Origin of the sequence: uncultured Shewanella sp., assembly GCF_947501665.1 — a bacterium.
Classification (GTDB): domain Bacteria; phylum Pseudomonadota; class Gammaproteobacteria; order Enterobacterales; family Shewanellaceae; genus Shewanella.
Map to the genome: position 1 here is coordinate 1 of NZ_CANMWS010000044.1, position 13,481 is coordinate 13,481.

The 13,481-nt window shown below is 38.2% G+C and carries 8 protein-coding genes; all 8 read left to right on the forward strand.

Annotated elements, in window-relative coordinates; translation table 11 throughout:
• Window positions 1–21: 21 nt before the first annotated feature.
• On the forward strand, window positions 22–6,159 hold the full coding sequence (locus Q0976_RS22745; protein WP_299496870.1) for a non-ribosomal peptide synthetase: 6,138 nt from the start codon (window positions 22–24) through the stop codon (window positions 6,157–6,159).
• Between the two features lie 926 nt (window positions 6,160–7,085).
• Entirely contained in the window at window positions 7,086–8,312 is a 1,227-nt protein-coding gene (locus Q0976_RS22750; protein ID WP_299496873.1) for an ABC-three component system protein, read from the forward strand.
• On the forward strand, window positions 8,309–8,818 hold the full coding sequence (locus tag Q0976_RS22755; protein ID WP_299496875.1) for an ABC-three component system middle component 4: 510 nt from the start codon (window positions 8,309–8,311) through the stop codon (window positions 8,816–8,818). The genes Q0976_RS22750 and Q0976_RS22755 overlap by 4 nt, the downstream gene beginning before the upstream one ends.
• Window positions 8,819–10,801 carry a hypothetical protein gene (locus Q0976_RS22760; protein ID WP_299496877.1) on the forward strand — a complete coding sequence of 661 codons (1,983 nt, stop codon included), beginning with the start codon at window positions 8,819–8,821 and terminating at the stop codon, window positions 10,799–10,801.
• Window positions 10,802–11,068: 267 nt separating this feature from the next.
• Window positions 11,069–11,311 carry a hypothetical protein gene (locus Q0976_RS22765; RefSeq protein WP_299496879.1) on the forward strand — a complete coding sequence of 81 codons (243 nt, stop codon included), beginning with the start codon at window positions 11,069–11,071 and terminating at the stop codon, window positions 11,309–11,311.
• A gap of 110 nt (window positions 11,312–11,421) precedes the next feature.
• Complete coding sequence (locus Q0976_RS22770; protein ID WP_299496881.1) at window positions 11,422–12,060, forward strand: hypothetical protein; 639 nt, start codon at window positions 11,422–11,424, stop codon at window positions 12,058–12,060.
• A gap of 290 nt (window positions 12,061–12,350) precedes the next feature.
• On the forward strand, window positions 12,351–12,743 hold the full coding sequence (locus Q0976_RS22775; RefSeq protein ID WP_299496883.1) for a hypothetical protein: 393 nt from the start codon (window positions 12,351–12,353) through the stop codon (window positions 12,741–12,743).
• Window positions 12,744–12,834: 91 nt separating this feature from the next.
• Complete coding sequence (locus tag Q0976_RS22780; protein WP_299496884.1) at window positions 12,835–13,263, forward strand: hypothetical protein; 429 nt, start codon at window positions 12,835–12,837, stop codon at window positions 13,261–13,263.
• Window positions 13,264–13,481: the final 218 nt, after the last annotated feature.

A 13,481-nucleotide genomic window follows, 5' to 3' on the forward strand; every position in this document is an offset into this window, starting at 1 on the left:
GAGGTAAGTACAGCGCAAGATTTGGCGTATGTGATTTATACGTCTGGGACGACTGGGCAGCCTAAAGGGGTGATGATAGACAACGAAACGTTGTATAGGTTTATCGTTGGCAATGATTCTCTTTTTCTCGAATCTTCGACGTCATTATTAAGTTGCACAAATTATACATTCGATATATTTGGTTTAGAAATTTTTCTCCCATTCTTTACTGGCGGTAGTGTTATTTTGTCTGATATGGATAACGCGGCTCAAAGTCTTATAACACATGGTAAGTTGATCAATTGTATTCAGCTAACTCCCGGTGGCTGGGAAGTGTTGTTTGAAGGGCTGCAAAAGGGGGAAAGTGGCGATTACTCCAACGTACATGCATTAGTCGGAGGGGATAAAGTACAGGCTCAGCTATTAGAAAAATTACAGCAATGTTTTAACAATGTCACCCAAGTATATGGTCCAACTGAAACATGCATTTGGAGCACATCAGCGAGAAATCTAACTGAAAAGAAAATAGGTAAGCCATTAGCAAACGAGAAAGTATATGTACTAAACGGTGAACATCAGCTTGTTCCAGTTGGCACTTCGGGCGAATTATATATCGGAGGCGTGGGTGTGGCTCGAGGATACTTAAATCGTGATGAGATGACTAATGAGAGGTTTTTGAAAGTCCCTCTTGGGTCACAAGGACCTAATGGTGTTTGTAATCAATCAGTCTATCGAACAGGGGACCAAGTTCGTTGGCTCCCAGATGGTAATTTGGAGTACCTAGGACGCAATGATTCTCAAGTAAAAATTAGAGGACATCGTATTGAGCTAGGTGAAATAGAGAACGCTCTTTTGCTTCAGAGTGGCATTAAGCAAGCTGTCGTTATTGATGTAATTAATACTCAACAAATTTACTTAGTAGCATATGTTGTACCCGAAAATCTTAGTGGTGTAATAGCCAAGGAACCTGAGTCGTTGGATTCTATACGGAAGACGTTAGCTAAAACGCTTCCTGACTATATGGTTCCTTCTAGTGTAATTCAGGTTGATGAAATCCCTCTGAATATAAATGGAAAAATTGATCGAAAGAGATTGCCTGAACCTAATTTCACTAACATATACGCTTACACTCCACCACAGAACGAATCACAAGAGCAGTTGTGTGAAATCTGGAAAGATATATTAGAACTAACGCGAGTCGGGATAGAGGATAACTTTTTTAGAATCGGAGGGAACTCGATATTAGCGATCCGATTAAGTGCTCGTATTCGTCAAGTATTAGGCCTTGAAATGCCGCTGTCACTGCTTTTTTCTAACCCCACAGTGTCGGCATTGAGCGAGCATCTTGAAGGGTTTGGTACAAAGGATAGGTTTCAAGCATACCGTATAGAGCAGAGTCAAGAGCTTGATACATCTCTACCTTTTCCAATCAACAATGTACAGCAAGCCTATCTTATTGGTAGAGAGCAAACTCAACAGTTAGGAGGAGTTGCAACACATGTATATTCAGAGTTAAGTTTCACGACACTAGATGTACCTAGATTAGAGTTCGCAATAAATAAGTGCATCATTCGTCATGATGCACTAAGATCAGTATTTGAAGATGGTGAACAGCGTATACTGAATTCTGTGCCCGATTATAGCATTGTGGATTATGGGTTCCTCAGTGATGAAAGTTTGGATCAACTTCGTGCGAAGTGGGCCCAACATGTGTATGAGCCAAGTATATGGCCGCTGTTTCATTTTTCAGTGAGTTGCTATAACAAACAGACTCTTCTGCATGTCAGTGTCGACTCTCTCATACTGGATGGCATCAGTACCCAAATACTTTTTCGTGAAATTAGCCTACTTTACAGCAATCCGTACGCTTGTTTACCTGAATTAAAACTCAGTTATAGAGATTACGCGATTGCAGTTGATAAGATAAGACAGAGTGAGCTATATCTCAGTGATAAAGAATGGTGGCAGAGGCGCTTAGGTGAGTTTGAGTTGGACTTGTCACTTCCACTATTGAATAGGCCGGAAAAAGTTAACAAGCCTGTATTTCGCAGAGTCAGCCGAAAGTTAGATTCTGATACTTGGGCAGCATTGAAAGAAAAAGCCAATTTATCGCAAATAAGCCCAACAAGTGTCGTTCTATATGCGTATGGACTAGTTTTAAGTCGTTGGAGTGGCCAGAGCAACCTGTGTATTAATTTGACGTTATTCAATAGATTGCCAATTCATTCACAAATAAACGATATTGTAGGGGAAACAACAGCTCTTGAATTATTTGCTTGGTCCCGTCGGAGTAGCAATATTTTAGAAGCGTTGAGTGAAACTAATCGACAGTTATGGGAAGACATAGAACACAACTTATTTGACGGGGTAGATCTCCAACGTATGCTGAGGGAGCAATATGGCCTACCAGCTGAGAGGCTTATTGCTCCATGTGTGCTTACAAGTATGTTGGGCGAATCGCGAACCACTCACGGTCAGATTTTGCCCGGCATGACTGGTATCCACTTCTCGATTACTCAAACTCCTCAAGTGATTATTGACAACAAGGCCTTAGAGGAAAATGGTCAGCTCGTGGCGGAATGGGACTACCCAGAACAGTTATTTTCTCGTGATCTTATCGAAGAAATGCATTCGGATTACTGTGAAATTCTTGAACTATTAGCGCAGTTAAATTGGGGAGAAAACAAAGTATCGCAATGCTTACCTAATGCGTTTTATGATGAATTTCAGTTCCAGGCTAACAAGGTGGATGCGGAATATCCTAATAGTCACCTTCTGAGTGGTTTTGAGCATCAGTTACAAATTCGCCCGGATGCAAATATAGTTATTGACCATACGGGTGCATGCACCTACAGGTCGTTAGATCTATACCGGCGATCAATTGCAGGTAGCTTACTTAATGACAATGAGAAGCCAACTTATGAACCTACCCTTGTAGCTATTTTATGCGAAAAAGGCCGTCTACAATTTTCAGCTTGTTTAGGTGTCCTTAGTGCTGGTATGGCATACTTACCTTTGCACGTTGACTGGCCTGCAGGACGTATTTGTGAAGTGCTAGCTGTGGGTAATGTTTCCACCGTTCTTATGAGTGCTAGCCAACAAAAGGCGTTGATTGGTGAACGTTTTCTTGAAGAATACCAAGTGATGATTCTGGATGAGCTTATACAAAGTGACCCAGTGGTATATTTGCCAGAAATATCATCAGAGCAATTAGCTTATGTCATATTCACTTCAGGTAGCACGGGCAAGCCCAAAGGTGTACAGATAACTCATGGCCAAGCAATGAATACGATAGAAGCGGTAAACCGTCGTTTCAGTATTGGTGAAAACGATAAAGTATTGGCGATATCAGAGTTGATCTTCGATCTGTCGGTATGGGATATGTTTGGAGTGAGCGGGGCTGGAGGGTGCTTAGTGTACCCACAACAACAGTTAGTGAAGGAGCCTTCTCATTGGACTTCTTTGATCGAAAAGCATCGTGTAACCATATGGAACAGTGTGCCTCAATTGATGCAGTTGTTGGTTGAAGAAGTAGGGGGCAGGAACCTACTTAGTTCTTTGAACACGGTATTGCTAAGTGGCGATCGAATTCCGTTGACCCTGCCTGATGAAGTAAAATCTGCTAGTAGTGCTCACGTGTTTAGCTTAGGAGGTGTTACAGAGGGAAGCATATGGTCTATATGGTATGAGATCGGTCATGTTGACCTTGAATGGCAGTGTATACCTTATGGCGTTGCAATGCCTAACCAATCCATCTGGGTATTGAATGATGAGGGTGAATGTTGTCCTATCGGAGTCTCAGGTGAAATCTGTATCGGCGGGAAGGGAGTCGCGCTTGGTTATACCGATCCGGAAAGAACGGCACAGCAATTTATTGAACATCCAACAATAGGAAGAGTATATAAAACTGGGGACTCAGGGGCATGGCATAGTGATGGCTATGTGGAGTTTCGGGGCCGCAAGGATGATCAGGTGAAAATTAATGGTTATCGAGTTGAACTAGGAGAATTGACCTCTCGGTTATCCTCACTTGCGGGGATTAAACAGGCATGTAGTTCTACTATAAAAGCTCCAAGTGGTGGGGTTTTTCTAGTTAGTTGGGTTGAGCCGGAAGAGGCTATACCAGAGGACAAAACAGCGTTTCGTTTAGCTCAGCATGGTTTAAGAAAAGATTTAGCCGCAGGGACCCCCGTCAATCTGGATATAGATATAGAAAAATGGCTTCAGCGGAAAAGTTATCGACAATTTAATCCATCGACTCAAAATATAACGAAAGTGGTGGAAGGCCTTTTTTACGGGCTACCAAAGAGTAAAAACTCAACTTTGAATGGGCAGGAACGTCTTATTCAGTGGTTGTCAGTATTGAGTGCCGTTGAGTTAGATGATCGGGCGCTTCCTAAGTATCGTTACCCTTCAGCTGGGAGTAGCTACGCTATCCGCATTTACGTATGTTTGGCTGAGGGACAGTTGAATAATTTGCCCTCAGGGCGTTACTACTTTCACCCAGTTGAACAGTCGCTACATAAAGTCGACGATGAAGTCTTTGTGGTCAACCAGCTTGAGTTTAGGGCTGAAGTTAAGGCTATCGAGCCTTTGTATTCCGGTAACTCGCATAAATATTTGTCATTGGAGCTAGGGCATATTTTGAGCCTCTTAGATGGTGTTACTTTGAATCAGGTCGTGCCAATGTTGTCGGAAGACATTGAAGGGGAAGAAGCCCTGTTATTAAAATTACCAGTTGATATAGAGCCAAATAACAGTGATTTTGAACTTTCCGTAGAGTTTTATACACGTTCTCCTCTGGGGTGGGTTGATAATAATGGTAACGTAACCAAAGATAACATGTGCGTTTTCTCATCCTCCTCAGTGCAAGGGCAAATGTTTAATAATTCGGCTACATTAATGTCTATCGACTCTACAGAAAATATACGGGGTTGGGTGCAAGCAGGCTATTGTGCCGGGAGTATAGATGAACTTTTGTATGACTGTTTACTGGGTAGTTGCTGGGTAGGCGTGTTACCTCAAGGTATTAAGGGACAATATGGTTGCGTTATTGGCCATGTCCCTGAGTCTGAGCTTTCATGCAGCGAATCGATCGGACAAGCTGTGCCTTTGACCGAAGCCGTCAAAGAGTTGCTAGCTGGAGAGCTTCCAGACTACATGCTTCCTCAAAAAGTAGAACTTGTGGAGAGAATGCCACTCACACCGAATGGCAAAGTGAATGTGAAAGCATTGCCAGTACCTGATATTACCGTCGTTTCTCACTATATTCCGCCTAGAACGGAAGCAGAAAGGAAGTTGTGCTTTATTTGGCAGGAGGTGCTATCTCTTCATAAAGTTGGCATAGAAGATAACTTCTTTTCCATTGGAGGTGACTCTATGAGAAGTATCCAGTTAGCATCTCGTTTACGAAAAGAAGGGTATTGCCTCCAAGTAAAAGACATTTTTGAGCATCCTACGATATCTTCGCTAAATAAAGTGCTGAATGCAGCGGAACCTCAGGGTAATCAAGACTATATCGAATTTCATAATTTAGAAGATGCCATGGAATCATTAATTGTATTACCGCTATACGATAAGGGTTATGAGGTTTGGCTGAACACATTGTTTCCTTTGTTGCCATCAGATCTTCACACTGTAATGTTTGATAGAGATCGGGATGGAAAGTACATCGATTTCCATTTTTGGGCAGCAGATATAGCAGATTCGATAGTACGCCATCAGCTTCATACTCGGAAGCATTGCAGTATCCTTGGTTGGAGCTTTGGTTCGGTTTTAGCTCATCTAGTAGCTGTAGAACTGCAGAATAAAGGTATACATATAAGAAATACCTTTCTAATGGATCCATTGGTTAAAGGTCTATTCGCTGAACCTGGTTCCATTCCCGACCTGCCTAGCCCAAGCGTTGATGATTGGCTTCGTACCCTGAGGTTGCCTTTCAATACATCGAATGGAAGTCTTTATCAGTGTACTGTGGGAGAAGATGAAAATGCACTGTATTCACAAGCAATCAACTCGGACGCGTTGGGGTTCCGTCCTTTCTATACAGACCTAGATGTTATTAAAATACCCTGTAAACACAATGATATGCTATCAGATCGTGCTTCTTTGGAAGTTGTAGTAAATGATCTGCTGTATAAAATACGCTCGGAAAACATAGAGCAAGGTGATGGGGTTTGAGGGCCAACGGAACGAAAAGTGACTCTAAGGAATTATCTTCACTTTCTACGACTAAATTCAACGGTCGTGAGTTCCCACTCACACTGGGGCAAGAAGGACTGCTCGTCCTTATCCTCCTTGCATTCTCCATAACGCCCAAAGTGAGTTGGCTTTCAAATGAGAGCTGACAATATTTTTTGTGTGACTCGTCGGTGTTATTTTGTTGAGTGGATTTATTGTTAATCATAGCCTTATTGATATTAATCGCTTCCAGCGGGGTTTGTGCAGATACCTCTGCGAGACGCTATGAAGCCATCCTTGGCCGCTTTACGGTTCCATCCCTGAAACCGAAACTAGCAGATGTATCTACACACGGGTCTAAAAGCGAAAATCAACAGCAAAACAAAAGAAAATCATGATGGTTGCTTCGAATTGGGTGTGTTTCATTAATATCACTACCTATATTCTGTTAATTTGCTCAAGATCCACCAGAAGCTGAGCCTTTTCATTGGACAAAAAGAATGTAGTGTAAGGTAAGTCGTCAAAGGCCAGAAGGTAAGAGGTGGATCACGTTTTTAGACTATTTTTGTGAGGGGAATAAAGATTAACTTTCCTTAATTTGTATCAATATGTTAAGCTGTTGTTTTATCCGGGTGATTGATTCGTTTTTTACTAACAAAGCGCGGGGAGAGTATTGGGTTACCTGTTGAGTAAGGGATTGATTGGCATTATACAAAAGATATGAATTTTTTAAAATAAATGTTTTAGGTTTAAAGTGCTGAACCTTTTTCTAGTAGTACTTGAATGATTGCAAGATTTAAAAATTTTTTGCTTTTAGTCTTAATTAAAGCGCACCTAGAATTGATTATGCATCCTTAGGTAGTGAAGCTGTGTTAGTTAAGATATTTTGGTAATATGAATGCGATTAATAAGAGTAAGGAGTGGACATGGAGAAGGATTTTGACTTCTACAGGCAGAATGATGATTGTAATCATTTAATACTATTTGTTCATGGTTTTACCGGCGATGTGAATAAAACATGGAAAAATAGCAATGGTCAATCGTTCCCTAAATTATTATTAGCAAATAAATATATTGCTGACAATTTTGATGTGGCTACCTATGGGTATTTCACTACTTTATTGGATCTATTTGCTGATAGTAAAGAAAAATTTAGAAGAATAAAAAATTTAATTCGCAGAAAAACACATAAGAAAGAAAAAAATTTAGATATCTCAGAACTTTCTAATAATTTAAGTAATCACCTTAGAATTACACTGAACCAATACGATAATATCTATATTGTTGCTCATAGTATGGGGGGCTTAATCACAAAAAACCTTATTTCTGATGAGTTAAATAAGAATGGTTGGACAAAAATAAAACTATTCTTGTCTTTGGCTGTTCCACATCAAGGTTCTGATAAAGCTGTTTTGGGTGGATTAATTAGTGATAACTTACAAATTAACAATCTTAATCCAGTCAATTTATTTATTAATACTCTTAACCAAAGGTGGATAGACTTAGATAGTAAACCTTCTACTAAGTATTTTTACGGAAGTTATGATGAGGTCGTCACTAAGCATAGTGCCGTTGCCATTGATAAAATTGAAAAAGATATAATCAGCGTGGCTGAAGACCATAATTCCATATCTAAGCCTGAAAATGCAAGTTCAATAGTGTGTAATGGAGTGGTTCAGTTTATAGAAGAAGCACATAAACATATATTATTAAGTGAGGTTGGGTATCAGAAGTTAGATCCTACAGAACAATTGGATGATGAGCTTTTTGTGCTCAAATTACTCCTAGCAGAGATAGCAAATGAAACGCAAGAACACGCGAAGGAATTGTTCTTTAATGCTGAATATGTAAGAAAGCTATTTAGATCTAAACATGATAGGAAACAACTGGAGCTTCTCTTCAATAATATTCGTCAACTCTATAAAGATAGTTTTGATGGTTATCTTGCTGATGATTATAAGAACTCTGGACAACTACTCGCCGAAGTTCATACAAAAATAACTGATCATGACGCTCAGTTGCTTAAGACATTAATACCGACTCTTCAGACTTACCATAAAAAGGGAATGTTGCATCAGTTAGCTAATGATACAGAGTCTGATATATGGTGGTCTAAGAGTAAGAAGTTTAGTTTTGAGGGAGAAGATAAGTGATATTGCCTTTCATAGATCCAGAAGATGATATTTATATAAACTTATGTGTTCTCATACTATTGATTAATGCTCTTGCTAAAACAAGTAGAGGAATACAAAAACTAAATAATAATAGGCTGCATATATTTCTATACTTGCTTAAAAATCCAACAGGTTTGAATGAGATCTTGAGGGTGTTAGGGAAAGGTAATGTAGTTCTTCAAGATCGAGATACTTACTCTGTTACTTCTATATCTCCAAATATGGACTCACTTTTTGATAGAAATGCGCTTAAATCTTTACTAAGTGTATTGGTTGCTAAAAAGCTAGTCTCAATAACGTACAAAAAGGGCGATGGTTTTTTTTATAGCCTTAGTGAAATTGGGAAGCATTTAATAGCTGACTTGAATGATGAGTACCTAAATGAAATAAGGCTGCTTTGTGAAAAATTAAAATCACTATTAAATTTTACAGAAGGTCAGTTGAATAAAGAGATAAATAGAATTATTCTAATGGGGGCAGTATAAATGTCGATTAGTATATTGATAAATCAGCTTATTGTAGTTGGTACTAGGAAGAATTATACCGTCAATTTTAATGTTGGTGTTAATATAATTTATGGAGATTCTGCAACAGGGAAATCGAGCATATTAGATTTAATTGATTATTTGCTTGGAGCTAAAAAATTTGAGCCTTATCCCGAAATAACTGCTGTTGCTAGATATGCTATTTTGGATGTTACTCTTAATGGTGATCGATATTCAATAAGGCGAGATATTTTTGATGAATTTAGGCCAATTGAAGTTTATCCCTGTGCTTTTGTGGATATTGAAAAATTTGCAGTAAAAAAATATCTACCCACTTTTAAAACAAGCACTAAATATCCCGAAATGGAGTTTTTTTCAGATTTCCTTCTGGCTTCCTTAAATTTGACGAATATAAAAATTAAACAGGCGCCAACTAAAGATGACTCAAAGCCTGTACGATTGAGCTTTCGTGATCTTTTCAAATATTGTTATGTGGACCAAGATGATCTAGGTAGTAGAAAGTATCTTAAATCTGAGAATTATGCATTGCAGGTGAAAAATACTGAAGTTTTCAAGTATTTGTTTAATGCGCTTGACTACCAGATTTCTGAAATAGAGCAAGATATTTCAGAAAAGTCTAATAAAAAGGTCAAAATAGAAAACAAGTTTTCTTTAGTTTCCGAATTTTTAAGAGAATCTGAATTCGGAAGTATGTCAAGTCTAGATAATGAAGTGACAAAAACTGATTATGACCTTGGTTTGTTACAGGATATGGTTAATCAGTTGAATAATAGGCTTACAGCAGATAATGAAGTATATAGAGCTATTAAGTCCAGTTTATATGAAATTGAACTGGATAAAAAAGCACTTAAAAAACAGATGAACGATGATGATCGAAAAGTTCGACTGTTCACTCGTTTACATAATGATTACCTAGCTGATATTATTAAATTTAAATCCTCATTAGAGTCGAGGAATGTAATAGGTGAAATTCCAGAAGAGATTGCGCTTTGTCCTGTGTGTGATGGCACTCTCCAGTTGGAGTCTGCTAAACAGAATTTTGATTTAATTCCATCCGATAAAATAAAGTATGAACTTAATTCTTTAAAACGAAGGGTTAAAGATACAGAGCAACTTATTAACGAAAGTAAAAAACAATGGGAAATTAATAATTCAAGATTGAAAGAACTTGAAGAGGACGAAAAAAGAGCAAGAGAGTTTCTTGATCAGAACACTAAAGAATTAGTTTCACCTTACCTTGCAGAAAGAGATATGTATGTTAAACAGCTAGGGGAACTCAATCAAAAAAGAGTTGAGCTGGTTTCGAGGTTAAAAATAAGAAATCAACATAGTTTTCTAACTGATCAGATTAGGTCCTTAGAAGTTAGTATTGGTCAGTTGAAAGAAAGGTTGGAGAAGTTCAAAAAGGAAGCTCCATCAATGGCTGATGTTTTGTCCAATTTGACTGATAATCTTCAAAATTATCTTTCATTTATAAAAATTAAAGACCCGACTGGTGTTAGTTATACCAAAAATAGGTTCGTGCCTGTACTTCGTGATATTGAGTATGGAAGTATTAGATCTGGTGGGTTAAGAACTATTGTTGGCATAGGCTACTTGTGTTCGCTTATGGAAGAAGCGTTAAGAACTCAAATGAGCTATCCGTCTTTTCTTATGATTGATACTGTAGGTAAATATTTGGGCAAGACGATAACTCAAAGTAAGTATCAAGAAGAAACTTTGGCTGATGAAGACTCCAAAGAAGGCGTTTCAGATCCTCAAAAATACCAAAATATTTTTGAGCATATTATCAATCTATCTGAACGATATGAACAGAATAATCGAATTTGCCAGTTCATACTTGTAGATAATGATGTTCCTGATCATATTATAGATCGGTTGTCAGGGTTCATAGTTGCTCGTTTCAGTTCTGAAAGAGTTAATGGGTTGCCTGTTGGTTTTATTGACGATGCTACTGTTTAAAAGACAACTGGGATAACTGAGACACCCAGAATTAATGTGATGGCGCTTAAGCCAGAAAAGAGAGAAAGTTTGGCCTCGTAAACACTGCTGTATGTTTTTCCTTGGCTACTTGTTAGTAAAGGGGTTGTTTGTTGTTGAAGAGAGTTGATTGATAATGATTGTAAAACAATGGGTTAGCAGTGTACTCTCGCTTGAAAATAGTAAGCAGTCTGGAAGATTATCCTGCTGCTGATGAATAAGCTGTTCAATTCCTCTATCGAGTAAGCAATGCTTTCATTTTTAGCGACAACAATTGAGCAAATGGATCTAGCCTTAGATCAGTTGGCTCTTGATGATATCAATTACAAACGATTTGCCTTAATGCTAGTCGATAATGTCATTGAGTTGGCGTTTCATAACTACGCAAAAGCGAAGCACAATGAAAATGAAATTTGGAAAAGGTTTCGTGAGCCAGAGCATGATCTCGCTTTGGTAGCAAAGGCAATGGGACAGAACTTTTCTCCAAAATAAAGCTGGCTGTCGAGACGAATTTAATTCAGGAAAATGTAGGGCAAAGCATTATTATCCTCTATTCATTCAGGAATCAGCTATACCATGCGGGAATGAGTCATGAGTCGATATTGCCTCACTTAGCTTCATTCTATTTTAATATTGCATGTGAAGTTCTAGAAAATTACTCTCCAGAATTTATAAGTTGGGGAAGAAATCAAAAAATCCCTCATCGAGCGAAAAAGTATCTTGGTAGTAATCCGTTCATGAATGCAAAGGAAGTATTTCATGAAGCTTCTAAGAGGCTAAAGAACGTCGGTGAGTCAATGTCACCGGAACTTGTGGAAGGGCTATCCACACATTTAAAGACAGAAATTGATAAGTATGACGAGTATATTTGCTTTCTCGCAGAAGACGGACCCACGGAAATGACCCGCGACCAAGTTATCGTCGATAGCCAAGCATGGCATATGGCTTTTACCGATGAGGGAAAGAAATATGCAAATGACAACGGCTGCGATAAAAGCATAGTAGCGGAGTATGTTGATTGGATAAGGGATAATTATCCTTGGAAGCATAAGGTTGACCCTATTTCGTCATGGAAAAAGAGATTGCAAGCAATCGAAAAGGAAAAAGACCCTCATAAAGCACTGTTAAAATACAACAACTTTATGAGCCAAACGGAAGAGCTTCGAGAGAGAATAGATGATGCTACTTCAAGCCTTGATGGCTATATACAAGAGCAAATAGATAGAATTCGAGACAAGTAGAATTGAAAGGTAGAACCAAGATACCCATAATTATTTACCATTGATGAATTGAAAATAAAGATCATTGAAAATAAAATATTTAGTAAATGAGCAATTGGCGTGCAGCCATTAATACCAAATTGATAGGTATGCTCTTTTGTAAAAGTAGGCTGGTATATCGATAAGAAATAGAGGAATTTATTGTTACTAATGTCTAGTCTCGAGTCCTTTAATATTTTGATAAAATTTAGATGGATCAAAATCATACTTAAGTGTATGGAATTAACTTTAAGTTAAAAGGGGACGTAGTAATGGAACAAAAAGCAAAGAAGCACGGAATATTCGCTAAAATTCAATCCCGTGAAGATGCGCTAAAAACAATTAAAGACTGTTCCAAAGGATTTTTTTTCATTGCAATTATGCTGGCTTGTGTCGGTTATTTTATGGCACCTAGTTTGTTCATCGATGCTGCTTTATATGCTGTTTTCGCAGGTATATTGTTTATGTGGAAGTCACGTATTGCTGCAGTCTGCCTATTGATTATTGCTTGCTTTTCAACCTATATGACAATAATGAACCTGTTAGGTTTAGAGGCTGAAGGTGGAAGTAATATCGCTTTGGCTATCCTGATTTTATGGTCAGCAATTCGAGCAGTAGAAGCGACCTTCAAAGTGCATGGTCAGTATGTTCAAGTTGATGTTTAAAATTATCTTTTTTGCATAAAAACTGCACAAAAACTCCAGCTTACTACGCAGTTGTAGTGTGAGTTATACGATACAGGAAATATGGTGTAAGTTGACGTTTTTACAGATTAAATCACGACAAAAAATTGATAATGCGATCTTTACTTTTGGCACATATGACTCAGAAGGTGAAACACTAGATGGGTATAAAGTATTCTGTGCAGGTTCTGGTTCGCATCATCTTGAATGGTTTATGCCCCTAAAAGGCGATAAGTTGCATGATTTAATCAATAATCTCAAAAGTTTGAATATCTCTAACTATAAACAGAAAATTAAAATAAAGTCTGGCTGGTCAAATATCAACTTACACTTCTTAGGTTTTAAAGCTGAGAAAGGCATCAAAATGAAAGTTAATATCTCTGGTTTTTTGTTTTATAGCGGAGCATTCGGTAGTTCTTATGTAACCCAATCGGAATTAGACCGTTTAATAAATAACTTAGTGTGTTGTGGTTTGGATGCAAAAAAACAATCCCATTACTAGCAGTAGGCAGGCCAAAGGGGATCAAAGCCAAGAATGGATATCTTCAAGTGATTAACAATGTTGTTGATTAAAAAAACTTACAAAGACATATATGGGCGCTCCCGAAGAGTCAAGACATAAGCGTCCTGCTAAGACTTTTCTTATTTTGACATGTGAATGTTGTTGTCTCTTAGTATGATATTGTTTGAGTGACTCACTCACTTTGTGTTAAGTGATAG